The organism is Pseudarthrobacter cremeus (genome assembly GCF_051857465.1).
GTDB lineage: Bacteria > Actinomycetota > Actinomycetes > Actinomycetales > Micrococcaceae > Arthrobacter.
This window is the reverse complement of record NZ_JBPZHC010000011.1, coordinates 26,118-49,244: the sequence shown is the minus strand read 5'-3', so window position 1 is coordinate 49,244 and position 23,127 is coordinate 26,118. Positions and strand designations below refer to the sequence as shown.

Sequence of the window (23,127 nt, the reverse complement as noted above, 5' to 3'; positions counted from 1 at the left end):
CTCCCTGCAGACTTTCACCCGACGCTCTGGCACTCCCTGCGCTGTTTCACAGGCCAAACACAGCTTCAGCCGCTTTCCCGCACAGCGAGGGCCGCGAGGGTAGGAGCAGTCGCCGGCCTTCTGCCGGCCCGGATCCTAGGAGTACAGTGAGCGTCCTTGCCCGAAGTGTCGGCAATGCCTTCAGAAACAAAGTGCGAACGGCCGCGGTGGTGGCAGTGCTGGCCGTCGCGATCGGACTTGCCCTCGCCATGCTGGTGGCCAACCAGGCCGTCGCGGCCAAAGTCCAGGAGCTGAATTCCACTGTTGGCACCGTCCTGACCGTCAACCCGGCCGGCGGCCAGGGATTTGAAGGCGGCGGCGAACCGCTGACCGCCGAGCAGGCCGCAACCGCAGCAGCAGTCCCCAACGTGAGCTCCGTCGTCGGGACATCTTCCCTCAGGCTGCGCAACGCCACCGAGGCAGCCGCCCAGACTGCGGCCGGCCAAACCGGTCCGGGCGGCGGAGGCCCCGGAGGCCCGGGCGGCTCGTCCGCGGCAACGCTGACCACGAGCCTTACCGCGGCCGTCGACGCCGGTACGCTGGGCGGCCGGAACCAGGCTGCCACCGGCACAACCACTACTCAGCCGGTGCGCTCGCTGCCTATCACCGCAACCGGAATCGGTGCCGAGATGGACAGCACCGGCAAGGCGCTGACCATCACCGAGGGAACCGGCCTGGGCGACTACTCGGCTGCATCCACCGGCGCCCTGCTGGGAACCACGCTGGCCCAAAAGAACGGGCTGTCCGTAGGGTCCACCTTCACCATCAACGGCCAGACGTACATCGTCGCCGGCCTGTTCGATTCCGGCACCGCGTTCGGCAACAACGCCCTGTACGTGACTCTCCCGGCGGCGCAGGCCCTCGCCGGGCTCCCGGACGAGCTGTCCACAATGATCGTCAAGGTCAACAGCATGGAGAACGTTCAGTCCGCCAAGACAGCACTGGAAACGGCACTCGGCACCGACAAGGCCGACGTCACCCAGGGCCAGAGCCTGGAGACCGCGGTCAGCTCCCTCGGTAGCGTCAAGAACATCTCCTTCATCGCCTTTGTCGCAGCTTTGGGCACCGCCGGGCTGATCATCCTGCTGATCATGGTGATGCTTGTCCGTGAACGCCGGCGCGAAATCGGCGTTCTGAAGGCCATCGGCGCCCCCAACCGCACCATCGGACTGCAGTTTGTGCTCGAAGCCCTGGTCCTGGTGGCCATGGGCAGCGCGGTGGGCGCCGCCATCGCCTCGTTCGCCAGCGGCGGCATCGCCTCTGCACTGATAAGCACCAACACCACGACGACGACGGCGGCCACCACCGCCGGGCGCGGTGCTGCCATGGCCGGTGCGGCCGGCGGCCCTGGCATGCCAGGCGGCGCAGGCTTCCCGGGCGGACCGGGCGGGCCCTTGGGTGGCGCCTCCCAACTCCTGACGTCAGTCACCGCGAGCGCCTCCCCCGGCGTCATCGCTGCCGGAATCGCCGCGGTGTTCGGCGTGGCCATCATCGGCGCGCTCGTCCCCGCGCTGCTCACGGCACGCATCCGTCCCATCGAAGTTCTGCGAGGAGAATAGCCATGATTGAAGTCAAGAACCTGGTCCGCACCTTCAACTCCGGTGACCGCACCATCAAGCCGGTCAACGACGTGAGTTTCGTCCTGGAGCAGGGCACGCTGGCGTCCATTGTGGGCAAAAGCGGCAGCGGCAAGAGCACCCTGTTGTCGCTCCTGGGTGCGCTGGACAAACCCACCAGCGGGGACGTCGTCGTCAACGGTGTCAGCCTGGCCGGCATGCCGGACGGCAAGCTGACCGAGTACCGGCGCCGGGACATCGGTTTCGTGTTCCAGCAGTTCAACCTGATCCCCAACCTGTCCGCCCTGGACAACGTAATGCTCCCTATGGAGTTCGCCGGAATGCGTAAATCGCGGCGCCTGGAGCGGGCCAGGGACCTCCTGGCGCAGGTGCAGCTGGACCCGGACAAGCAGGTCCGGCGGATCAACCGCCTTTCCGGCGGCGAGCAGCAGCGCGTGGCGATCGCCCGGGCTTTGGCCAACGAACCCAAGCTGATCCTCGCAGACGAGCCAACGGGCAACCTGGACGAGCAGACCGGTGACCACATCATCGAACTCCTGAGCGCGCTGAGCCGTGACCACAACACCACCATCCTGGTGGTCACCCACGACAGGGCGCTGGCCAATAAGACCGACCGCCGTTTCCGGCTCCAGCAGGGCAGGCTGACGGAGGAATCCGCCCGGGCCCTGGTCTGACGTTCGGACTGGTCCGGGTGAGAGGATGGCACCATGAGCCCGCTAATAGCCAAGCCGTGGTTGTCCACCCAGTCCGACCAGGACCCCCAGTCCGCCACCGGAAGGCCATTACGCTGGGGCGTCATCGCCACCGGCGGGATTGCCCGGTCGGTTTCGCAGGACCTGGCCCTCCTGCGTGATGCGGAGCTTTACGCCGTCAGTTCCCGCGCCCGGGACACAGCGGAGAGTTTCGCCACGGCCTACGATTTCGGCAGGTCTTACTGGGACGAGCACGGCGTCACCGGCTACCAGCGGCTGCTCGCCGATGATGCCGTGGACGTTGTCTACGTGGCTACCCCGCACGCACAGCACCATCAGATCGTCCTCGCTGCGCTGAACGCCGGCAAACACGTGCTATGTGAGAAGGCGTTCACCATCAATGCCCGCGAAGCCAGCGAACTGGTGGCCGTGGCCCGCGAACGGAAGCTCTTCCTCATGGAGGCTGTGTGGAGCCGGTTCCTGCCGGGGATGCAGCGGGTATTCGAGATTGCCGCTTCCGGCGAACTGGGTGAGGTGCACTGGGTGATGGCTGACCTTGGCTTCCCGGCGCCCTACTCCACCACGTCCAGGCTTTGGGCCCGGAAGGACGGCGGCGGTGCGCTCCTGGACATCGCGGTGTACCCGCTGCTTTGGGCGGTGGGAACGTTGGGATTCCCGCAGACGGTCAGCGCCACCGGTTTCATTAATGACGACGGCGTTGACGCGCAGAACGCGCTGACCCTTGGCTACAACCACGGCGCCCAGGCCCAGCTGACCTCCTCCCTCCTCGCCCATGGCCCCCGGACCGCAACGGTGGCCGGAAGCCTGGGGTACCTGCAGAGCGTGGGCTCCATTAACAACCCGCGGGAACTGGTGATCGGCATCGGCCTGGGCGAGCAGCGCACCGAGCCGTTCGACGTCGTCGGCCGTGGCTATGCCTACGAGCTCCGCGAAGTAACCCGCTGCATCCAGCAGGGCCTCACGGAAAGCCCGGTGATGCCGCTGGAGGATTCGGTCAAGACCATGCGTCTTTTCGACGGCGTCCGCGGCCAGCTGGGCGTCAGCTACCCGAATGATGAGCACTGACGAAGCACATCCTGTTCTGGCGAATCGGTGACAGTCCGCGTCAACCGGCCTGACGTCCGGGCATAGTTTAATAATGCTGACGTAATAGCAATTAGTAAGTTTGCTGGGTTAATTCTCATTTTCCCTAGACGGGCTGCACAGAAAAGTCATACGCTGTTCAAATCGTCGATTTCAACGGTACTGGGGGTGGTACGCATGGCTATATCTCTATCGCCGTGGCGTGCGCTCCGGCCCATCCTGCTCGCAGGCGCGGCAACCGCGGCCTGGCTGACACTTTCTTCTACTCCTGCGTTGGCGGACGCGTCCGCAGACTCCGCCTCCCTCCTCGGCGGGGTGACGTCCTCGGTTTCCTCCCTTTCGGTTCCGCTGACGGGTGCTGTTGCGCCGCTTCAGGCGGCTGTTTCTCCCGAAGGGTTGCCTGCAAATTCCGCCGGGCTTGTGCAGCCGCTGGTAGGCTCCGTGGCCGGTACGGCGGACCAGCTCGTAGCTGCCGTACCGGTACTGAACATCGTGGTCCCGGCAGATACCGTCACTTCCCTCGCAGCCCCGGTCGCCTTAGCAGCCGATTCCGTTGCTGCGGGACTGGTTGAAACCGTCGTTCCTCCGCTCGCTGATGCCGTACCCGTTCTTGAGCCTGTCCTGCAGCCCGTCGTGGAGCTGACGGCGGCCGCGGTTGCGCCTGTGACAGCCAGCTTGCCGGTCACGCTGACCGGCGTGCCCGTGAACGGGATTTCCGCCGCCGAGGACTCGCCCTTGGCGGAGGGCGCGCTGACTCCGGAGGCCACTGACGTGGGCCTGGCAAGTGATCCCGGCACCTCAGACAGCACTTTCGTGGTGCCCCAAGTAAGCCTCGCGACGACGGCAGCAATAGCCGGATCGACAAGCTCGGCCATGCGCTCAGCCGCCCCGGGAAGCCCGTGGACCGGCGATCCTTCGACACCGCTGGCTCCGGTCCCTGCAGTTCCGGCTTCCGGTGCTGGGAGCGGCGCTTCGCCCTCCGGCCCCACGAGCGCTGCAGCCTGGGTGGACGATTTCGGCCTGAACCTTTTGCTGCCGGGAGCTTTCCCCATCAGCGCCTCACCTGAACATGCCCCTTCACCGGTGTCGTTCGACCCCGGTTCTTCTCCTGACTAGTTGAGCCCTGCTGCCCTTTTCCATGGGCAAAACGCGGCCTAAGGGCGCTTATCGGCGCCCCACCTCAACTTCTCAGGAGAAAACTCATGCATTGCAACCTTCGCAGGGGGCTGCTCAGCACCCTCTTTGCCGGCGGGCTACTAGCCTTCGGCGCCACCGCAGCGAGCGCTGCGGACACAATCAGCGGGCCGGACCTTTCCGCCTCCGCCCTGGTCTCGGCGGCGACATCCGCCAACACGACGTCGTTGGACCTGCTGGGTGGCCCAACGCCGACTGGATCAGCGGATGTCGTCGCCGTGGTGGACGCAAACCTCGGCCTGGGGGACGGCGTCCTCGGAAGCACGGACGGGAGCGGAACCACCGCCGACGTCGCCGCAGCAGCCGACATCAACCTCGGACTCGGGAACAACCTGGGCACCACGGACGGCAGCGGAACCACCGCCGACGTCGCGGCTGCCGCAGACATCAACCTCGGACTCGGGGATAGCACCCTCGGCACCACCGACGGCAGCGGAACCACCGCCGACGTCGCCGCAGCAGCCGACATCAACCTCGGACTCGGGGATAGCACCCTCGGCGCCACCGACAGCAGCGGAACCACCGCCGACGTCGCCGCAGCAGCCGACATCAACCTCGGACTCGGGGACGCTGCTCTGACCGGAACCGACGCGGGCAACACCACCGCCGACGTCGCGGCTGCCGCCGACATCAACCTCGGACTCGGGAACAACGTCCTAGGCACCACGGACGGCAGCGGAACCACCGCCGACGTCGCGGCTGCCGCCGACATCAACCTCGGACTCGGGGACGCTGCTCTGACCGGAACCGACGCGGGCAACACCACCGCCGACGTCGCCGCAGCAGCCGACATCAACCTCGGACTCGGGAACAACGTCCTAGGCACCACCGACGGCGGCGGAACCACCGCCGACGTCGCCGCAGCAGCCGACATCAACCTCGGACTCGGGAACAACGTCCTGGGCACCACCGACGGCAGCGGAACCACCGCCGACGTCGCGGCTGCCGCCGACATCAACCTCGGACTCGGGAACAACGTCCTAGGCACCACCGACGGCAGCGGAACCACCGCCGACGTCGCCGCAGCCATCGACCTGGGCCTGGGCACTTCCGGTGTCCTTGATGGGGCAAACATCGATCTCGATGCCTCCGTGATCGCTGGCGGAGGCACCGACGGGGCAGTAACGCCCGGTACTGACAACCCCGTGACCGAAACCCCTGGTACGGACACCACAGACCCGGGAACCGGCATCGCTGGCGGCACTGACACCCCAGGAACGGGAACGACCGGCACTACCGGAACAGGCACCACCGGCACGACGGGCACAACCGGCACAACAACTACCGGAATCACCGTAGTTCCTGCCGGCGTCATCACCGGTTCGGTTCCGGCCGCCGGCAAGGACGCCAGCAGCACCACGGGCAGCACCACCGGGAGCAAGATGAACAGCACCACGCGCCAGGGCGGCACCGCAACCCTGGCGAAGACCGGCGTCGAGATGACTCTTGTCCCCATCGCCCTGGTTCTGATGGTGGCCGGGCTGTTGTTCCTCCGGAAGCGCAGGACCTCCTAACCGACTCAGACCCCGCCGTTCGCCGGCAACAGTCAGTGTTTCCTGAAAGGAGGTGGGCTACCGGAGAGCACAACTACCAGCACGCAACCTTGTGACCGGTGGTCCGGCTGAGCAGGTCCTGACGACTTCTCAGCCGGGCCGTCGGTGTGCCCCGGGGCGGTGCCTTCACCGGCGCGGCGGCCCTCCCGTTATCTGCCTGAAAAGTGGGTACCTATCATCAGGGCGAGGTCTGCGTGGGGGCTACTCGCCCGTATAATTGGGTATACAGTGCCGCAGCGCACCGGGAGGAACGGTCATGGTGGCGGAATCGCCTAGCTCCATCAAGAATGAAGTGGTTGGCGGACGTTATCGGCTCGGTGAGGTAATCGGTCGCGGCGGAATGTCGTCCGTCTATTGCGCGCGGGACGAGAATTTGGGCCGTGACGTCGCGTTGAAGCTCTTCGCACCCCAGGCTCCCGATGCTGATGAGCTCAAACGCCAGGAAGCTGAGATCCAACTCCTGGCAACATTGAACCATCCCAGCCTTGTGACGCTCTTCGACGCCGGCATCGACACCCGCATTCCGGATGAGCCGCGCCCCTTCCTGACCATGGAACTCGTGGACGGACAGGACCTGCGGAGCCGGATCAGGCACAGCCCTGTTCCGCTGGACGAACTCGCCGTGATCGGCGCAGGAATCGCCGATGCCCTGGCCTACGTCCACAGCCTCGGGGTCATCCACCGCGACATCAAGCCCGGCAACATCCTGCTGGTGCAGATCCGCCCGGGCGAGCCGCTGCGGCCCAAACTCACAGACTTCGGCATCGCACGGATCGTTGACGGAACACGGCTGACTGCCACGGGCACCATGGTGGGGACCGCGGCGTACCTCAGCCCCGAGCAGGCCATGGGCTCACCGCTCACACCGGCCACTGACATCTATTCGTTCGGGCTGGTCCTCCTCGAATGCATCAAACAGACCATCGAATACCCCGGCAGCGCAGTGGAATCCGCCGTCGCCAGGCTGCACCGCGCACCGGAGATTCCCGCGGATCTCCCGTCGGAATGGGCGGACCTGATCCGCTCCATGACAGCCCTCGAGCCGTTGGAGCGTCCGTCAGCAGCGGACGTTGAGACGGTGCTGCGCCAGGCCCTCGTCTCGCCGGTGTCCACGCCCGGCGAACTCACTCCGGAACCAACGCGGGTGCTGCCGGCCATGCCGTTCCGGGCTCCGACGATCACCTCAGAGCTGCCTTCCCCCGCCCTTTCGTTGAAAGAGCTGGACGACGACGGCCCCGGCCATGCCGAGCGGATGACAGGTCCCAACGGCTCATCGGAGATCCGCTCCCGGACGTGGCTTGAGCGGGTGAACCGCCGCCGGAGGGTCTGGCTGTTGGCCATCCTGATCGTCCTTGCACTGGCGGCCGGTGCGGTGGCTCTCACCGCCAGCTTGTCCCCACAGCTGACGCCCGACGTCGTGCCTTACCCCACGGTCACCGGCACCCTGGGCGAGCATCTCCAGGAACTCCAGAAGAGTGTTGAACCGTGACGTTTTGGGGGCCCAAAGGCCAGCGCTCCGTAGCGCGCGGAGTGGTTCAGGTTGCCACGGCACTGGTACTGGCGGCGTCACTGGCCAGTTGCGCTCCCGTGGAGACGGGGTTGCAGCGGGATACTGCCAGGCAGCTTCAGGAACGGGTCCTGGGAGTCAGTCAGGCGGCGGCTGCAAATGACCATGCGGCAGCGCTGGCGGCCCTGGACGGACTGGAAACCGAGCTGGCGGCGGCGGCGGAAAAGGGCAAGGTTTCCGACGAACGCCGCCGTACCGTCATGACGGTCATCACCGCCGTCCGGGCCGACCTCAACGCGGCTATTACCGCGGCCGCGAAGGCCGCTGCGGAAGCAACAGCAGCGGCAGAGAAGGCCAAGGCAGACGCGGACGCCGCGGCAGCGGCAGCCGCCCAGGAAAGCACCGCGCCTGTGGCGCCGGCCCCGGCTCCCGCACCCGCGGACAACAGCAAAGCCGGCGAGGGCAAAGGCAAAGGCAAGAACGGGTAAGGACTGAACCGGAGGAGGGAGCGCCCCCGTCACGCACGACGGCGGCGCTCCCCGAGCAGAAATGCAGCGCCCCGGGTTTCCCGGGGCGCTGCATTTTTAAGTGTCCGTCAGGGTGAGGGAGCTCAGTTCAGGGTGGCGATGACCCTGTTCAGCGTGGCAGAGGGACGCATGACGGCGGAGGCCTTGGCGTCATCCGGGTTGTAGTAACCTCCGATGTCCACCGGGGAGCCCTGAACTGCAGCCAGTTCGCCCACGATGGTCTCCTCGTTGGAGGACAGCTCCTTGGCAATAGCCGAGAACGAAGCAGCGAGGTCAGCGTCCTCGGTCTGCTGGGCCAGTTCCTCGGCCCAGTAGCGCGCCAGGAAGTAGTGGCTGCCTCGGTTGTCCAGTTCGCCGGCCCGGCGGCTCGGGGACTTGTTCTCCAGCAGGAACGTGCCCGTTGCCTTGTCCAGGGTGTCGGCCAGGACCTGGGCGCGTGCATTGCCGGTGGTGGTGGCCAGGTGCTCGAAGCTCACGGCAAGCGCGAGGAATTCCCCGAGGCTGTCCCACCGCAGGTGGTTCTCCTTGAGCAGCTGCTGGACGTGCTTCGGAGCCGATCCGCCGGCGCCGGTCTCGAAGAGCCCGCCGCCGTTCATGAGCGGAACCACCGAAAGCATCTTCGCGCTGGTGCCCAGTTCGAGGATGGGGAAGAGGTCCGTGAGGTAGTCGCGGAGCACGTTGCCGGAAACCGAGATGGTGTCCTCCCCCTTGCGGATCCGCTCGAGGGTGAAGGCGGTGGCCTTCTCCGGGGACATGATTTCGATCTGCAGGCCCTCGGTGTCGTGGTCCTTGAGGTATTCGCGGACCTTGGCGATGAGGTTGGCGTCGTGCGCGCGGGTCTCGTCAAGCCAGAAAACGGCGGGCATCTTGGAGGCGCGGGCGCGGGTGACGGCAAGCTTGACCCAGTCGCGGATAGGCAGGTCCTTGGTCTGGCAGGCGCGCCAGATGTCGCCCGGGGCAACCTCATGCTCGACCAGCACCGCACCCGAACCGTCAACGATCTGAACTGTTCCGGCTTCCTGGATCTCGAAGGTCTTGTCGTGGCTGCCGTATTCCTCGGCGGCCTGGGCCATGAGGCCAACGTTCGGCACCGTACCCATCGTGGTGGGATCGAAGGCGCCGTGGGCGCGGCAGTCGTCCAGCACCACCTGGTAGATACCGGCGTAGGAGCTGTCCGGCAGGATGGCGAGGGTGTCTGCTTCCTTGCCGTCCGGGCCCCACATGTGGCCGGAGCTGCGGATCATGGCCGGCATGGAGGCGTCAACGATGACATCGGAGGGAACGTTCAGCGTGGTGATGCCCTTGTCCGAATCCACCATTGCCAGGGCCGGGCCGTCTTCGAGGCCCTTCTTGATCAGCGACTGGACGCCTTCGCGGACATCCTCCGGCAGGTCTTCGAGGCTGCTCAGGATGGCAGCGAGTCCGTTGTTGGGGCTGATCCCGGCGGCGGCGAGCTGCTTGCCGTAGGTCTCGAAGAGTTCAGAGAAGTAGGCCTTGACCACGTGGCCGAAGATGATGGGGTCCGAGACCTTCATCATGGTGGCCTTCAGGTGGGCCGAGAAGAGCACGCCTTCTTCCTTGGCACGGGCGACCTGGGCCTTCAGGAACTCGTCCAGGGCGGCGGCGCGCATGACGGTACCGTCGATGACTTCACCGGCAAGAACGGGGAAGGCCTTCTTCAGGACCTTGACCGAGCCGTCTTCGCGGACCAGCTGGATGGCGATAGTGCCCTCGGCTTCGATGACCACGGACTTCTCGTTGGAGCGGAAGTCGTCGGCTGTCATCGTGGCAACGTTGGTCTTGGAGTCAGCGGACCATGCTCCCATGGAGTGCGGGTTCTGGCGGGCGTAGTTCTTCACGGACAGCGGCGCACGGCGGTCCGAGTTGCCTTCGCGCAGGACAGGGTTCACGGCGGAGCCCTTGATCTTGTCGTAGCGGGAGCGAACGGCCGTCTCCTCATCCGAGGAAGGGTTGTCCGGGTAATCCGGCAGGTTGTAGCCCTGGCCCTGAAGCTCTGCGATGGCGGCCTTCAGCTGCGGGATGGAAGCGCTTATGTTGGGCAGCTTGATGATGTTGGCTTCCGGCTTCTTTGCCAGCTCACCGAGCTCAGAAAGGGCGTCGCCGATCTGCTGTTCCGGGGTGAGGTAGTCACCGAACACGGAGATGATGCGGCCTGCGAGCGAAATGTCACGGGTCTCCACCTCCACACCTGCGGTCGAAGCAAACGCTTCGATAATCGGCAAGAACGAATAAGTAGCCAGCATCGGCGCTTCGTCGGTGTGGGTATAGATAATCTTTGACATGCGAGGGCGTCTCCCTGAAGGTCGGCTGATTTTTTGAAAATCCGGCTATTTCACCATGGTTAACTTACCCGAGGAGACGGCTTTGAACCCTACCCGTGAAGGGGGAGGGCGCTGCGTTACCGCCCCTGGAAGGCGACGCGGCGCAGCAGTTCACGGAGCTGGTCACGTTCGGCGGAGGTGAGGTCCGCCAGTGACTGCTCCTCTGCCCGCGCTGTTGCCTCAGCCGCTTCGGCGAGCAGGCTGCGCCCCTTCGCCGTACCCCGGATGACCTTGGAACGGCGGTCCTGGGGGTCCGTTTCACGCTTTACGAGACCCCGCTGCTCAAGCCCGTCCAGCAGCGCCACGATCTGGCCCGGATCCAGCAGCAGGAATTCGGCGAGGTCCCGCTGCGATGGAGCCGCGCCGCTGCAGGCCAGCGAGAGGACGGCGTAGGAACGGACCCGCAGGTCAAGCGGCTGCAGCAACGCATTGGCCCTGGCACTGCCCAGAGCCCGCGCCCGCGCAGTCAGGAATTCGATCTCGACGGCAAGAGGGGCGTCCAGGAGTCGATCGAGCGCCCCGGAAGGCGCATTGTCCGTGGTGGGGGGCCGGTTCATTGAACAATTCTATGGTTGATGTCCGGCACGGCGCGCTTAATGACGAAAATACACTATTGACATTTTCAATAGTCAGGGCTGACATTGATACATCGGCTGTGTGCGACATCACACAGCAATTCCGGCGGACGACGGCGTTGCTGCACCGCCGCCGTCGTCGCCCGTTCGCTTTACTGTTGCTTCGCCAGCCCCGCTGAGGCAGCGGCCACCAGGACCGTCAGAGAACTCAAGGAAGAGTCAACACATGAAAAGGCACCTCGCTCAGCTGCTCGCCGCCGGCGCCATCGCCGCCCTTGCACTCACGGGTTGCGGTTCCGGGTCCCTCTCGGGCCCCGCCACCACCGCCTCCCCCGGATCATCGGGCGCCGCTCGCGGGGACCTGAAGAAGATCTCCGTCGGCGTGCTGTCCATTGCCCCCTCGGTTGCAGTCCAGTACGGCATCGATGAAGGCATCTTCGCCCGGCACGGCCTCAACGTTGAGCTCCAGACCGGCCAGGGCGGAGCGGCCATGCTGCCGGCCGTCTCGACAGGCACCATGAACTTCTCGGTCGGAAATCCGCTCTCCGTCATGCTGGCCGTTGATAAGGGCCTGGACATGAAGATCGTCACCGGCTTCAGCAACTCCAAGGCCGAGGGTGCGGATATCAACGGCGTGGTGGCCGCCAAGGCCTCCGGCATCTCCTCCTTCGGGAATCTGGAAGGCAAGACCGTGGCCGTCAACACCCTGAAGACCCAGGGCGATCTCACCATCATGGAAAGCGCTGCGAAAGCCGGCGCCGATCCCGCCAAAATCAAGTTCGTCGAAATGCCGTTCCCTGACATGCAGGCCCAACTCGACCGCGGATCGGTGGAGGCTATCTGGCTTCCCGAGCCCTTCCTGACCAAGGCTCTGGCCGATCCCAAGAACGTCCTGGTGGGAAGCCCCAACCAGGTGGCGCTGCCCGGACTGCCCACCATGGTCAGCTTCACCAGCGGTAACTTTGCCTCCCAGAACGCGGAGACGGTGAAGTCGTTCAAGGAGGCCATGGCAGAAATCCTGGAGAAGGCCGAAAAGAATCCGGACGCACTGCGGGCACTGCTGCCGAAGTTCATGAACATGGATGCCGCTGTGGCGAAGAACCTGAAGATGGAGTCCTTCAACGCCGAGGTTCCCACCAAGGTGCTCGCGGACCTTGGATCCCTGATGGTCAAGTATAAGTACGTTGAGAAGCAGCCCGAGGTTGCCGCTATGACAGTCAAGTAGGCGCAGCCAAGAGGCCTCGACGCTATTTACAAAGCTGTCATGCCCCGATAGGTTACTTTGGTTTCAGGGCGGGCCAACTGGGAGCCTTCCCTCCACCTTTGTTGACAGGAAAATAATGACGCGCACCCGGTCTCTGGCTGCCAGCTTTTTGAGTCTCTCCGCGGCCGCCGCGCTGGCCCTGGTCGGGGCCGGCGGTGCCGGCGCCGCCCCCTCCGCCTCTGATGAGAAGGCGAAGCCCTCAGTATTCAGCGCCAGGGTGGACAGCACCGGAGCGGCGGATTACTGGACCCCGGACCGGATGCAGGCCGCGCTTCCGGGCGACCTCCTGGCCGACAAGTCGCTGGAACGCGGCGACAGGTCCAGCGCAGTTTCGGTCGAGACGAGCGGGGCAAGCAAAGACAAGGGAACCAAGGGAAAGCCCACCCTCGCGAAGCCGGCCAGCGGCATGGACCACGTCGGCAAGGTCTTTTTCACCTTGGACGGTGCGGACTACGTGTGCTCAGGCAACGCGGTGACCTCCGGCAACAAAAGCACTGTGGCCACTGCCGGGCACTGTCTCTTTGGCGGCGCGGAGCTGCCCAGCAGGTTCATCTTTGTCCCCGGCTACTTCAACGGCACAGCACCCTACGGCGCGTGGACCGGGGAGTCCTACCATGTCCCGTCCGGGTGGAAGGACTCGGGGAACATGCAGTTCGACACCGGCTTCGCCGTGGTGAAGCAGGTGGATACCGGGAAGCTCCTGTCCGACGTCGTGGATGAGTCCGCTGTCCTGTTCAATGCGCCCCGCGGCCTCAGCTACACGGCTTTCGGTTACCCGGCGGACAAGCCTTTTGACGGCGGATCACTCATGAGCTGCACGGGAACAGCTGTCGATGACTCCAGGAACGCACAGTTCATGTCCCAGGGCATCCCCTGCGACATGACCGGCGGTTCCTCCGGCGGCCCATGGCTGATCGGAACCAGCAACATCCAAAATTCCGTGAACAGCTACGGCTACAACCGCTTCCCGGTGATGTACGGCCCGTTCTGGGGTCCAGAGATCGAGGCCGCCTATATGACTGCCGAGACAGCCTAAAACTGAACAACGCGGGGTCACTAAACGCCCAAAAATAGGGCTCGAAGGGGCTAAAAGTGACCCCGCGTTGCAGGATTAACGCGTTAAACCACGACGGCGCCTGTCCCCTCAGCGGGGACAGGCGCCGTCGTTCGTGGTGGGCTTAGTGGAAGAAGTGGCGGGCACCGGTGAAGTACATGGTGACGCCGGCCGCGTGGGCTGCGGCGATGACTTCCTCGTCGCGGACCGAACCGCCGGGCTGCACCACGGCGCGGACGCCGGCGTCGATCAGGATCTGCAGGCCGTCAGCGAACGGGAAGAACGCATCCGATGCCGCGACGGCGCCGCGTGCACGTTCGGGCGCGCCGGCAGTGTCTGCGTTTGAGGCACCCCCGGCACCTTCGACGTCGGACTCCACCGTTACGCCCAGCGTGTTGGCCCGCTCCACGGCGAGGCGGCAGGAGTCCAGGCGGTTGACCTGGCCCATCCCGATGCCCACGGCGGCACCGTCAGCTGCGATCAGGATGGCGTTGGACTTGGCGGCACGGCAGGCGGTCCAGGCGAAGGCCAGGTCCGCGAGGGTCTTCTCGTCCGCGGCTTCGCCCGCGGCAAGGGTCCAGTTGGCGGGGTTGTCGCCGTCGGCGTCCACCTTGTCGGCCACCTGGACCAGCACGCCCCCGGAGACCTGGCGGAACTCGGACGGGTAGCGGCCATAGCCTTCCGGGAGGGTCAGGAGGCGGATGTTCTTCTTCTTTGAGAGGATCTCCACGGCTTCGGGTTCGAATGCCGGTGCGATGACCACTTCGGTGAAGATGCCCGCAACGGTGCGCGCCATGCCGGCGGTGACCGGGCGGTTGGCTGCGATGACGCCGCCGAACGCGGAGACGGGATCGCAGGCGTGGGCCTTGGCGTGCGCGTCCGCGATCGGGTCCGCCGCGTCAGCGGATCCAACAGCCACACCGCAGGGGTTGGCGTGCTTGATGATGGCTACTGCCGGCTCAGCGAAGTCGAACGCGGCGCGCAGGGCTGCGTCGGCGTCGACGAAGTTGTTGTAGCTCATGCCCTTGCCGTGCAGCTGGTCCGCCTGCGCGATGCCGGCGGGAGCAGCCTTGTCCACGTACAGCGCAGCCTGCTGGTGCGGGTTTTCGCCGTAGCGGAGGACCTCGGAGCGCTCCAGCGACAGGCCGGCGTAGGCAGGCCAGTCGATGACGCCGTCGCCGTCTTCATCGAGGAACTGGCTGGCAGTCCAGGTGGCCACGGCATTGTCGTACGAGGCGGTGTGGGCGAACGCCTTGGCGGCCAGCCGGCGCCGGGTCTTCAGGTCAAAGCCGCCTTCCGCGGCCGCGGTGACAACGTCACCGTAGAAGCCGGGGTCAACCACAATGGCGACGGCGGCGTGGTTCTTCGCGGCGGAGCGCACCATGGCGGGACCGCCGATGTCGATCTGCTCGACGACGTCGTCCTGCGGTGCGCCGGACTTGACCGTCTCGACGAACGGGTACAGGTTCACCACCACGAGGTCGAAGGTTTCGATCTCCATGCCGGCGAGCGTTTCCATGTGCGCCGGGACGCGGCGGTCCGCGAGGATGCCGCCGTGCACTCGGGGGTGCAGTGTCTTGACGCGGCCGTCGAGCATTTCCGGGGAACCGGTGACTTCCTCGACTTCCTGGACCGGAATGCCGGCTGCGGCGATCTTCTTGGCTGTGGAGCCGGTTGAGACGATCTTCACGCCGGCTGCGTGCAGGCCCGCAGCGAGCTCCTCCAGACCGGTCTTGTCGTAGACCGAGATCAGTGCCCGGCGGATGGGAACTCGGTCGATGGATACACGGTCAGGCTGCGGCAAGCTCACAAAAGTCTCCGTCTTATCTCGCGGGCAAGGGCCGCGGTTGGTGGGGATACGGCCAGTTTATCGCGTTGCGGCCCCGCGCCGTCGCCCGTCCCGCTCTGCGGGGTGCCTCTAAGATTTAGGCAGGAGGCCTCAATGAATACTTATACGACTGTGCCCAGCGGCGAACAGGTGGTGCAGGAACTGCCGTGGCGGTGGAAAGTCCAGGGCCGGATTTTCCTGATTGGCGGCCTCGGCTTTATGTTCGACGCCTGGGATGTCACGCTCAACGGCATCCTGATTCCGCTGCTGTCCACGCACTGGGCCCTGGCTCCGGGCGAGGTGGCCTGGGTGGGCACGGCCAACCTGATCGGCATGGCTTTGGGTGCCTTCGTGTGGGGCACCATTGCGGACACGATCGGCCGCAAGAAAGCCTTCACGGCAACCCTGCTGATCTTCTCGCTCTTCACCGTTTTGGGTGCCTTCTCCCCCGACTTCGTCTGGTTCTGTGTGTTCAGGTTCATGGCAGGCTTCGGCTTGGGTGGCTGCATTCCCGTCGATTACGCGCTGGTGGGTGAATTCACCCCCCGGAAGCAGCGGGGGAAGGTCCTGACGGCCATGGACGGCTGGTGGCCGGTCGGCGCGGCCCTTGCCGGTTTTGTGTCCGCCGCGCTGGTGGGCATCTTCGGCGATTGGCGCCTGACCATGCTTGTCATGGTCCTGCCCGCACTCATGGTGTTCTGGATCCGGCGCAGTGTTCCGGAATCGCCGCTGTTCCTGATCCGCAAGGGCAGGCGTGACGAAGCGGCGAAAGTCATCGACGGGCTGGTGGCGGCCACCGGCGCCGAGCCGCGCGCCTACAGCCTCCCGGACCCGCAGGACGTTCCGCGTCTCTCCGCCGGGAGCGCCTGGCATCAGCTGCGGATGGTCTGGCAGTTTAACTGGAAGATCACCGCCACCGCCTGGGCACTTTTCTTCAGCATCCTGCTGGTCTACTACCTGTCCCTGACGTGGATGCCACGGATTCTGATTGGCGCCGGTTTCGCGGAGTACAAGGCGTTCATCACCACGGCGTCCATGGCCGCAGTGGGCCTGCTCGGCGTGATCGTGGCGGCGCTGCTGGTGGAGCGCGTCGGCCGCAAATGGCTGCTTGCCATCACCGGCCCGCTGTCAGCACTGACCCTGGTGATCGTCGCCTTCGTGGTGGATATCCCCACCGCTGCCGTGTTCTGGCTGCTGGTGTTCGGGTTCCTGGTACAGGTGGCCATACCGGTCCTGTACACCTATGTGTCCGAGCTGTACCCCACCGAACTCCGCGGCACCGGGTTCGGCTGGGCCTCAACGTTCTCGCGCCTGGGTGCAGGCTTCGGCCCGCTCATCTTCGCCAACTACTTCTGGCCGGAACTTGGGCTGGCCACATCGTTCGCCCTGGCGGGAGGGCTGGTCCTGCTGGCGGTGCTGTGGATGGCGTTCTTCTCACCGGAGACCAGGCAGCGCCGGCTCGAGTAGCGGTCTAAGCACTTGACTCTTTCCGTAAATAGCAGTCATCCCGTGATAATTGAAACCTTGCGGAACGGTAAGCACACTGATTAACTTAGGGAATCGGCATGGGGGTTTGGCACAACTGACTGAGAAGGAAGTGGCAACATGGGCTTTTTAGCGTTTCTCATTTTGGGCCTGATAGCGGGGGCTATTGCAAAACTCATCCTGCCAGGCAAGCAAGGCGGCGGCTGGCTGATCACGCTGGTCCTCGGCGTTGTCGGGGCCATCCTGGGCGGCTGGATCGGCTCCCTGATCTTCGGTGGCGGACTGGGTGACTTCTTCGACCTCCGGACGTGGCTGCTCTCCATTCTGGGCGCCATCATCGTCCTGCTGATCTATGGCGCGGTGGCCGGACGGGCCCGCACCCGCGCCTAACCACTGAACAGTTTCACACAAGGCGCCGCCCCTCAAAGGGGGCGGCGCCTTTTGCGTGCCGGGCCGGCCTGTGCCGGGCCGGCCACGGAGGCACGGCTTGCCCGGATCAGCTCCGCAGCGTCAGCGCTGGGCCTGACGCGACACATCGGCGGCGAGGGACGCGAGAGTGGAAACCAGGAGGCGCCGCTCCACCACCTTGATGCGTTCGTGCAGGGTTTCCTCGGTGTCGGAGTCCTCGATGGCCACCGCTTCCTGGGCGATGATGGGGCCGGTGTCCACACCGGCATCGGCCCAGTGCACCGTGCAGCCGGTGACCTTCACGCCGTAAGCCAGGGCGTCGCGGACGCCGTGGGCGCCGGGGAAGGCAGGCAGCAGGGCCGGGTGGGTGTTCAGGTACTTGCCGTTGAACGCATCGATGAACTCGGCGCTGACAATGCGCATGAAGCCCGAGGAAACCACCACGTCCGGGGCGTAGGAAGCCACCCTCGCCGTCAGAGCAGCGTCCCATTCGGCCCGGGTGGGGAAGGAATTAAAGTTGACGACGAATGTCTCCAGCCCCTCCTCTGAGGAGCGTTCGACGCCGAAGGTCCCTTCACGGTCCGCTCCCACCGCAGCGATTTCCACGTCCAGCTCCCCCGCCTTGACGGCGTCGATGACTGCCTGGAGGTTGGAGCCGGTTCCGGAAACGAGGACTACGATGCGCATGGGTCTAGCTTATGGGCAGGCTCGCGTAGGCTGGAAAACATGAACCCCTCCCCCGAACCGGCTGGACAGCAGCGGACCAAGCCGCGGCTCAGCGAGGCCGCCAAAACCTCGCTCGGCAAAACCCACAACCTGTTCCGGATCTTCATCGTCACGGTGCTGGGTGCGTTCTTCGTCTACCAACTCGATGTCAGCTACCTCTGGCTCACGGGTATCCTGACCGCCGCGAGCCTGGTGATCGGCGTCCTTCTGCTGGTCCGGTCCGCGAAGCTGAAGGAGTCCAGGCTGGTCCTCGTCGGCACCATTTCCGGGCTTGTGGTCATGGTGGTCATGGTGCTGGTCATTCTGGTGACCGCGGTGTTCTTCGCCCAGATCCAGGACTTCCAGGCGTGCTCCCGGCAGGCCATCACCGGCCAGGCCCTCGCCAACTGCCGTGTCCAGCTTGAAAGCTCTTTGCCGGGCCTCCGCTAGCGGAGCGGCGGGAACTATCGGACCAGTTCCGCTTCCTCTTCCACCTGCTGGCGGCGTTCCAGCCACGGCCCCGCGGCATAACCGATCACGACGCCGATGCCCACCTCCGCGGCAATCCAGATGCCGGTCCAGAGCGGGTCGGGTCCGATGGATGTCAGGCGCCCCAGTCCGGCTGAGCCGCGGGCCAGCCACGCGAGCAGGGCGGCCAGCAGCCCGGACACCGCCCCGATCAGCAGCCCCAGCGCCACGGTGGACGCAGCGGCCGTGAACCACCGGAAACGCACCTTGATGGACAGCCACTCGTCAAAATGGTTTTCCCCTTCGCGCAGGAACCACCAACCGGCCAGCACACCTGCCAGGACAGGCACCACCAGCGCCACGAACCCGTAGTCCAGCGGGCCTGTCGGGATGGCCGCGAAGACGGGGATGGACGGCAGCGGCCCTGCGGCCGTTCCGAGCGGTCCCACCTGTGAGCCGACCCCCATGGCGAAACCCGAGCCCGACACCCAGGCAAGGGCAAAGACCGCCAGGTTGGGGAGGTACCCGAGCTGCGCAACGGTGAGGGCCGCGCCCCCGACAGCGCCGGCGTCGAGCGCTTCATAGACTGCAATCACCAGGTTCCAGTGGATGAAGAAGTCCACCGCGAGCAGGGCGCACGCGAGCGCAAGCGCCGAGGCGAGCGCCAGAAACCCGGCCTTCGCGGCGGAACCGAGGTAGGACCCGGCCCAGCGCGAGTGCTGGCTGGTGCGCGAAATCCAGTCGACGGCGTCGACGCCGATCAGGCGGCTCCACGAGCCTGCCTCGCGGCGGGCGCCGATCACCATGCCCAGGGCGAAGGGAACCAGCGGGATCACCGTGGCGTACCAGAGGTTAATGACGACGTCGGGAGTGCGGCAGACAAAGCCGGTGGCCGCCCCGAACGCGGAGTAGACCAGCCAGGAACCGAGCAGCGCCTGCCAAAGCTGGTCAGTGTAGGAGGCGCGCGCGAGGCGCCGTCCTGCGCGCCAGGCAAGCAGGAACGGAATAAGGGTCAGGCCCAGCGGTACCAGGGTCAGCATGCCCGAGCCCGGGCCGCCTGCGGCTCCCGGGCCGACGAGCGCCAGCTGCAGGGGCACGCCGTGGATCAGGAGCCAGGCCTGGCCGGCCAGGGCAGCCAGGGCGTCGAAGCCCGTGTGCTGGAATCCGGCCGTGGCCCAGACAGCCACGATGGGTGTCACCACCAGGAGGACAGAGATGATGGCCGCCTGCGCCGTTTCGATTGCTCCCTGCAGCCACAAGGGCATGGGAAGGCCACGGTCTCCGGTCTGATCAGCGCGCAGTTTCATCGTGTTCCATGGTGTCACGGCCGGGCCTTCCCACCCGTTTGCGACAGGCTCATTCCAGCTAAGAGAACTAGCTCATCCTGCGGCTTGGACGGCGCTTTTTCCACAGGGCGGCCGTAAAATTGGTATGTCCGCAATCAGTGGTTGGAGGCAGAAAATGACTACCGCATCCCCACATGCACACGGCGTACATTTTGGGCGGGCAGACGTCCAGAACGCCGGCATGGGTGTGGGTATTGTTTTGTTGTTGGTCGGTATCCTGGGCTTTATCCCCGGTATCACCACGCAGTACAGCGAATTGAGGTTCCTTGGACCTGATTCCCACGCTATGTTCCTGAACTTGTTCCAGGTGTCCATGCTGCTGAATATTGTGCAGCTGGCCATCGGCGCAACCGGCTGGGCAATGTCCCGCACCGAACACGGCGCACGGAACTTCCTCATTGGGGCCGGCGCACTGTACATCGTCCTGGCTATTTTCGGTCTCAGTGTCGGAGTGAACTCGGCGGCCAATTTCCTGGCGCTGAACATGACGGACAACTGGACCCACCTTGCATTGGGCGTACTGATGATTGGTGCCGGCTGGCTGTTCTCAAGGAATATGGCCAGCGATAGGCGGTAAACCCGGAAATAACCAGCCGGGAAATAGGAGCCGCGAATGAAGAAGATCTGTAAGTTCTGAATATTCGTCCTACTGGCCGGTGCAGTTGACGCGATTCCGCGGACAGCTGCACCGGCTTTCCGCTGTGCCACGTTTCTGCTGTGCGGGGCCCACCTGTTCACCCAACCTTTCCCTCGGCGTAACACCCCCTCCCCCGCCCCGTCAGTCTGCGGGCCCACCGTGGAGGGGTGAGGATCGCAATTATTGCCGAGTCATTCCTGCCGCTGATGAACGGGGTGACCCACTCGATCCTGCGGGTGCTGGAGCACCTGGAGGGTCAGGGTCACGACGTCCTGGTCATTGCGCCCTCAACCCATGCTGTCGCTGAGTTCGCGGGGACCGCCGAGGTGGTCCACGGCGCGACGGTGCACCGGCTCCCGGCTGTTCCGCTGGCCGGCTACACCAATGTGCGGGTGGCGATGGGCGGTGTGTACCGGGTCAAGCGAATCCTTGCCGACTACGCACCCGACATCGTCCACCTCGCCTCCCCGTTTGTCCTGGGCTGGCGGGCCGTGCAGGCCGCGCACCAGCTGGGCATCCCCACCGTCGCGATCTACCAGACCGAGGTCCCCAGCTACGCCGCACGGTACGGTGTGCCGTTCCTGGAGAACTGGGCATGGAACCGGGTGGAGAACATCCATCTGCTGGCCACCCGGACCCTGGTGCCGTCCACCTTCGCGCTGAACCAGTTGCGCGGCCGGGGGATCCCGCGGGTGGGCATTTGGCGCCGCGGCGTAGACACCGCGAGGTTTTCACCGGAAAAGCGCGACGCGCGGTGGCGGGCTTCCGTGGCCCCCGGCGGTGAGCGGATCATCGGGTACGTGGGCCGCCTGGCGATCGAAAAGCAGGTGGAGGACCTGGCGGCGCTGGCCGACGTCCCGAACTCCAGGCTCGTGATCGTAGGTGACGGTCCCCAGCGGGCAGCCTTGGAGGAAGCCCTGCCACGCGCCGTCTTTACCGGATTCCTCGGCGGGGAGGAACTGGCCAAGGCTGTGGCTTCCTTCGACCTGTTCGTCCATCCCGGCGAGTTCGAGACGTTCTGCCAGACCATCCAGGAGGCCATGGCATCGGGCGTACCCGTGGTGGCCACCGGACGCGGCGGACCGCTGGACCTCGTGGAAAACTCCCGCACCGGCTGGCTGTACCAGCCCGGGGACCTTGGCGGTTTCCGGGCCCACGTGATGGACCTGATGGGCGACGACGCCAAGCGCCGTGCGTTCGCCGCGGCAGCCCACGCCTCGGTCCAGGACAGGACGTGGCCGGCGCTGTGCGGCCTGCTCGAGGAGCATTACCGTTCCGTGATCACCGGGGAACCGGTGGCTGAGCCAGTCCGCGGCCTTCCTGTGGTTCAGCCGGCCCAAACCAAGAGTGGAGTGTCCCTGTGAAAATTTCCGTGATCGGCTGCGGCTACCTCGGCGCTGTCCACGCCGCCACCCTCGCCTCGATGGGCCACACCGTGGTGGGCATCGATGTGGACGCCGCGAAGGTGGGGCAGCTCGGCCGCGGCCAGGCGCCTTTCTTCGAACCGGGCCTTGACGAGCTCCTCAAGGACGGGCGAAGCACCGGCCGGCTGACCTTCTCCACCGACTTCGCCGACGCCGCCAAGGCCCAGGTCCACTTCCTGTGCGTGGGGACGCCCCAGTCAAAGACGTCCGACGGCGCTGACCTCACCTATCTCGTCTCCGCCACCGGGGCGCTGCTCCCGCACCTGGCGAGCGGCGCCGTCGTGGTGGGTAAATCAACGGTGCCTGTTGGCACGGTGGACATGCTCCAGGGAGTCCTGGCGGGACGCCCGGACGTGCAGCTGGGCTGGAACCCCGAGTTCCTGCGCCAGGGCACCGCGGTGAAGGACTCGCTGGTTCCGGACCGGCTGGTCTACGGCGTGGCCGGCGGGCGTGCGGCTGCGTTCAACCCGCGTACCGGTGCGCCGCGTGCGGTGGCGGCGGCGCTGGATGCCGTCTATGAGCCGTTGCTGAACGCCGGCATCCCGCGGCTGGTCTGCAATTTCGCCACTGCGGAGCTGATCAAGTCCGCCGCCAACGCGTACCTGGCCACCAAGGTCAGTTTCATCAACGCGATCTCCGAACTGTGCGATGCATCGGGCGCCGATGTGGCCGAACTCAGCGAGGCCATGGGAATGGACCCGAGGATCGGCAGCCGCTACATGCACGCCGGCCTGGGCTTCGGCGGCGGTTGCCTGCCCAAGGACATCAGAAGCCTGCGGACGCAGGCGGCGGCCCTGGGTGTGGATCCGGTCAATGACTGGATGGGCGTGGTTGATTCGATCAACCTTCGCCAGCGGACCCGGACCGTGGCCAAGGCCGCAGAACTGTGCGCCAACAAGCTTTCCGGACGGGCCGTCACCATCCTTGGCGCGTCCTTCAAACCGGAAACGGACGACATCCGCGACTCCCCGGCCCTGGATGTCGCCGTCCAGCTGGCTGCTGCCGGCGCGCACGTAACGGTGACGGATCCGAAGGCCATCAACCACGCGTGGCTGCGCTTTCCCCAGCTGCGGTTTGAGGCCTCGACGGCGCGGGCCCTGGAAGGTGCCGAGCTGGTGCTGCTCCTGACGGAATGGGACGAATACCGCCGGCTTTCCCCGGCCGTCGCCGGCGGACTGGTGCGGCGGCGGGTGCTCCTGGATGCGCGGAACGTGCTCGACGCGGCGGCCTGGCAGTCCGAAGGCTGGGTGGTCCGCGGACTGGGCACCAACGCCGGCGCGGAACCCAAGGCCGCTGACCAGGCGGATTCCGCGCCCGGCCTGACCGAAAAAGTTCGAAACTGACCCATTGTGCGTTACATCACCCCCGGCTGCACTTTATGATGTGCGTGGGGGTGGT

At 65.6% G+C, this 23,127-nt stretch carries 20 protein-coding genes; 15 read left to right on the top strand and 5 right to left on the bottom strand.

From position 1 onward, the window contains the following. The first annotated feature begins 146 nt into the window (after positions 1–146). The 7 genes from ACS5PJ_RS18360 (at position 147) to ACS5PJ_RS18330 (ending at position 8,154) form a co-directional block, all read left to right on the top strand. Positions 147–1,598, top strand: a complete 1,452-nt coding sequence (locus ACS5PJ_RS18360) for an ABC transporter permease (protein ID WP_439436302.1) — start codon at positions 147–149, stop codon at positions 1,596–1,598. Positions 1,599–1,600: 2 nt separating this feature from the next. Further along, complete coding sequence (locus tag ACS5PJ_RS18355; RefSeq protein WP_439436301.1) at positions 1,601–2,290, top strand: ABC transporter ATP-binding protein; 690 nt, start codon at positions 1,601–1,603, stop codon at positions 2,288–2,290. A 33-nt stretch (positions 2,291–2,323) separates the two neighbouring features. Continuing rightward, entirely contained in the window at positions 2,324–3,394 is a 1,071-nt protein-coding gene (locus ACS5PJ_RS18350; RefSeq protein WP_439436300.1) for a Gfo/Idh/MocA family protein, read from the top strand. 195 nt (positions 3,395–3,589) lie between these two features. Further along, on the top strand, positions 3,590–4,528 hold the full coding sequence (locus ACS5PJ_RS18345) for a hypothetical protein (RefSeq protein ID WP_439436299.1): 939 nt from the start codon (positions 3,590–3,592) through the stop codon (positions 4,526–4,528). An 86-nt stretch (positions 4,529–4,614) separates the two neighbouring features. Then, positions 4,615–6,120, top strand: coding sequence for a hypothetical protein (locus ACS5PJ_RS18340; RefSeq protein ID WP_439436298.1), 1,506 nt, complete (start codon positions 4,615–4,617; stop codon positions 6,118–6,120). A gap of 295 nt (positions 6,121–6,415) precedes the next feature. Next, positions 6,416–7,648: a serine/threonine-protein kinase gene (locus tag ACS5PJ_RS18335; protein ID WP_439436297.1), complete on the top strand. Its 1,233-nt coding sequence runs from the start codon at positions 6,416–6,418 to the stop codon at positions 7,646–7,648. Then, on the top strand, positions 7,645–8,154 hold the full coding sequence (locus tag ACS5PJ_RS18330; RefSeq protein WP_439436296.1) for a hypothetical protein: 510 nt from the start codon (positions 7,645–7,647) through the stop codon (positions 8,152–8,154). Before ACS5PJ_RS18335 ends, ACS5PJ_RS18330 begins: the two co-directional genes overlap by 4 nt. A gap of 122 nt (positions 8,155–8,276) precedes the next feature. Here ACS5PJ_RS18330 and ACS5PJ_RS18325 read toward each other — a convergent pair whose 3' ends face one another. After that, complete coding sequence (locus tag ACS5PJ_RS18325; RefSeq protein ID WP_439436295.1) at positions 8,277–10,496, bottom strand: NADP-dependent isocitrate dehydrogenase; 2,220 nt, start codon at positions 10,494–10,496, stop codon at positions 8,277–8,279. 116 nt (positions 10,497–10,612) lie between these two features. Next, on the bottom strand, positions 10,613–11,092 hold the full coding sequence (locus ACS5PJ_RS18320; protein WP_439436294.1) for a MarR family winged helix-turn-helix transcriptional regulator: 480 nt from the start codon (positions 11,090–11,092) through the stop codon (positions 10,613–10,615). A gap of 244 nt (positions 11,093–11,336) precedes the next feature. Here ACS5PJ_RS18320 and ACS5PJ_RS18315 point away from each other — a divergent pair, with 244 nt between their 5' ends. Both ACS5PJ_RS18315 and ACS5PJ_RS18310 read left to right on the top strand, forming a co-directional pair. Then, entirely contained in the window at positions 11,337–12,335 is a 999-nt protein-coding gene (locus ACS5PJ_RS18315) for an ABC transporter substrate-binding protein (protein WP_439436293.1), read from the top strand. Positions 12,336–12,450: 115 nt separating this feature from the next. Beyond that, entirely contained in the window at positions 12,451–13,410 is a 960-nt protein-coding gene (locus tag ACS5PJ_RS18310) for a trypsin-like serine peptidase (protein ID WP_439436292.1), read from the top strand. A gap of 142 nt (positions 13,411–13,552) precedes the next feature. Here ACS5PJ_RS18310 and purH read toward each other — a convergent pair whose 3' ends face one another. Further along, the gene (gene purH / locus ACS5PJ_RS18305) at positions 13,553–15,238 is read right to left on the bottom strand and encodes a bifunctional phosphoribosylaminoimidazolecarboxamide formyltransferase/IMP cyclohydrolase (protein WP_439436291.1); all 1,686 of its coding nucleotides are present in this window, start codon (positions 15,236–15,238) and stop codon (positions 13,553–13,555) included. A 132-nt stretch (positions 15,239–15,370) separates the two neighbouring features. On the opposite strand from purH, the gene ACS5PJ_RS18300 reads away from it, so the two are divergent. Both ACS5PJ_RS18300 and ACS5PJ_RS18295 read left to right on the top strand, forming a co-directional pair. Further along, positions 15,371–16,723 carry an MFS transporter gene (locus ACS5PJ_RS18300; RefSeq protein WP_439436290.1) on the top strand — a complete coding sequence of 451 codons (1,353 nt, stop codon included), beginning with the start codon at positions 15,371–15,373 and terminating at the stop codon, positions 16,721–16,723. Between the two features lie 138 nt (positions 16,724–16,861). Beyond that, positions 16,862–17,131: a GlsB/YeaQ/YmgE family stress response membrane protein gene (locus tag ACS5PJ_RS18295; RefSeq protein ID WP_439436289.1), complete on the top strand. Its 270-nt coding sequence runs from the start codon at positions 16,862–16,864 to the stop codon at positions 17,129–17,131. A gap of 120 nt (positions 17,132–17,251) precedes the next feature. On the opposite strand, the gene purN is transcribed toward ACS5PJ_RS18295, so the two are convergent. Then, positions 17,252–17,836: a phosphoribosylglycinamide formyltransferase gene (gene purN, locus ACS5PJ_RS18290; protein ID WP_439436288.1), complete on the bottom strand. Its 585-nt coding sequence runs from the start codon at positions 17,834–17,836 to the stop codon at positions 17,252–17,254. 39 nt (positions 17,837–17,875) lie between these two features. Between purN and ACS5PJ_RS18285 the strand changes: the two genes are divergently transcribed. Beyond that, the gene (locus ACS5PJ_RS18285) at positions 17,876–18,304 is read left to right on the top strand and encodes a hypothetical protein (RefSeq protein WP_439436287.1); all 429 of its coding nucleotides are present in this window, start codon (positions 17,876–17,878) and stop codon (positions 18,302–18,304) included. A 14-nt stretch (positions 18,305–18,318) separates the two neighbouring features. Here ACS5PJ_RS18285 and ACS5PJ_RS18280 read toward each other — a convergent pair whose 3' ends face one another. Further along, positions 18,319–19,629: a cell division protein PerM gene (locus ACS5PJ_RS18280; RefSeq protein ID WP_439436286.1), complete on the bottom strand. Its 1,311-nt coding sequence runs from the start codon at positions 19,627–19,629 to the stop codon at positions 18,319–18,321. A 154-nt stretch (positions 19,630–19,783) separates the two neighbouring features. Between ACS5PJ_RS18280 and ACS5PJ_RS18275 the strand changes: the two genes are divergently transcribed. The 3 genes from ACS5PJ_RS18275 to ACS5PJ_RS18265 all read left to right on the top strand — a co-directional run bounded on the left by ACS5PJ_RS18275 (position 19,784) and on the right by ACS5PJ_RS18265 (position 23,072). Then, the gene (locus tag ACS5PJ_RS18275) at positions 19,784–20,245 is read left to right on the top strand and encodes a DUF4383 domain-containing protein (protein WP_439436285.1); all 462 of its coding nucleotides are present in this window, start codon (positions 19,784–19,786) and stop codon (positions 20,243–20,245) included. A gap of 227 nt (positions 20,246–20,472) precedes the next feature. Continuing rightward, positions 20,473–21,669 (top strand): glycosyltransferase family 4 protein, encoded by a 1,197-nt coding sequence (locus ACS5PJ_RS18270; protein ID WP_439436284.1) that lies wholly within the window; start codon positions 20,473–20,475, stop codon positions 21,667–21,669. Then, positions 21,666–23,072: a UDP-glucose dehydrogenase family protein gene (locus tag ACS5PJ_RS18265; RefSeq protein WP_439436283.1), complete on the top strand. Its 1,407-nt coding sequence runs from the start codon at positions 21,666–21,668 to the stop codon at positions 23,070–23,072. The genes ACS5PJ_RS18270 and ACS5PJ_RS18265 overlap by 4 nt, the downstream gene beginning before the upstream one ends. The last annotated feature ends 55 nt before the right edge of the window (positions 23,073–23,127 follow it).

Excerpts from the sequence above, each read along its gene's own strand:
- ACS5PJ_RS18355 (WP_439436301.1), top strand. The coding sequence starts at position 1,601 with ATGATTGAAGTCAAGAACCTGGTCCGCACCTTCAACTCCGGTGACCGC.
- ACS5PJ_RS18350 (WP_439436300.1), top strand. The coding sequence starts at position 2,324 with ATGAGCCCGCTAATAGCCAAGCCGTGGTTGTCCACCCAGTCCGACCAG.
- ACS5PJ_RS18345 (WP_439436299.1), top strand. The coding sequence starts at position 3,590 with ATGGCTATATCTCTATCGCCGTGGCGTGCGCTCCGGCCCATCCTGCTC.
- ACS5PJ_RS18340 (WP_439436298.1), top strand. The coding sequence starts at position 4,615 with ATGCATTGCAACCTTCGCAGGGGGCTGCTCAGCACCCTCTTTGCCGGC.
- ACS5PJ_RS18335 (WP_439436297.1), top strand. The coding sequence starts at position 6,416 with ATGGTGGCGGAATCGCCTAGCTCCATCAAGAATGAAGTGGTTGGCGGA.
- ACS5PJ_RS18325 (WP_439436295.1), bottom strand. The coding sequence starts at position 10,496 with ATGTCAAAGATTATCTATACCCACACCGACGAAGCGCCGATGCTGGCT.
- ACS5PJ_RS18320 (WP_439436294.1), bottom strand. The coding sequence starts at position 11,092 with ATGAACCGGCCCCCCACCACGGACAATGCGCCTTCCGGGGCGCTCGAT.
- ACS5PJ_RS18315 (WP_439436293.1), top strand. The coding sequence starts at position 11,337 with ATGAAAAGGCACCTCGCTCAGCTGCTCGCCGCCGGCGCCATCGCCGCC.
- ACS5PJ_RS18310 (WP_439436292.1), top strand. The coding sequence starts at position 12,451 with ATGACGCGCACCCGGTCTCTGGCTGCCAGCTTTTTGAGTCTCTCCGCG.
- ACS5PJ_RS18300 (WP_439436290.1), top strand. The coding sequence starts at position 15,371 with ATGAATACTTATACGACTGTGCCCAGCGGCGAACAGGTGGTGCAGGAA.
- ACS5PJ_RS18295 (WP_439436289.1), top strand. The coding sequence starts at position 16,862 with ATGGGCTTTTTAGCGTTTCTCATTTTGGGCCTGATAGCGGGGGCTATT.
- purN (WP_439436288.1), bottom strand. The coding sequence starts at position 17,836 with ATGCGCATCGTAGTCCTCGTTTCCGGAACCGGCTCCAACCTCCAGGCA.
- ACS5PJ_RS18285 (WP_439436287.1), top strand. The coding sequence starts at position 17,876 with ATGAACCCCTCCCCCGAACCGGCTGGACAGCAGCGGACCAAGCCGCGG.
- ACS5PJ_RS18280 (WP_439436286.1), bottom strand. The coding sequence starts at position 19,629 with ATGAAACTGCGCGCTGATCAGACCGGAGACCGTGGCCTTCCCATGCCC.
- ACS5PJ_RS18275 (WP_439436285.1), top strand. The coding sequence starts at position 19,784 with ATGACTACCGCATCCCCACATGCACACGGCGTACATTTTGGGCGGGCA.